The 223-nt window shown below is 27.4% G+C and carries 1 protein-coding gene; it reads right to left on the minus strand.

What is annotated here, in order from left to right:
- On the minus strand, positions 1 to 223 hold a 223-nt coding region (tnpA, locus tag LRB30_RS05860), incomplete at both ends, for an IS200/IS605 family transposase (protein ID WP_231020169.1).

Genomic DNA, 223 nt, shown 5'->3' on the forward strand with positions numbered 1-223 from the left:
AATAACTTCTAGACCAAAAATAAGGTTTCCAGTAATACCTACCTAGATAATTAGAATATTTTTTTCTTATAAGCCTTGAAGATACTGTTTTTAGATTGTTGATGAATTTAGAAGGTTGAATATTAGGGGTAAGTTCTAGTAATAAATGAATGTGATCTTTGTCATGATTGAATTCATTAAGGGGTACTTTCCATAAAGCACAAATATTAAGTATTATTTGGTA

The organism is Borreliella americana, from assembly GCF_021043605.1.
Lineage (GTDB): Bacteria > Spirochaetota > Spirochaetia > Borreliales > Borreliaceae > Borreliella > Borreliella americana.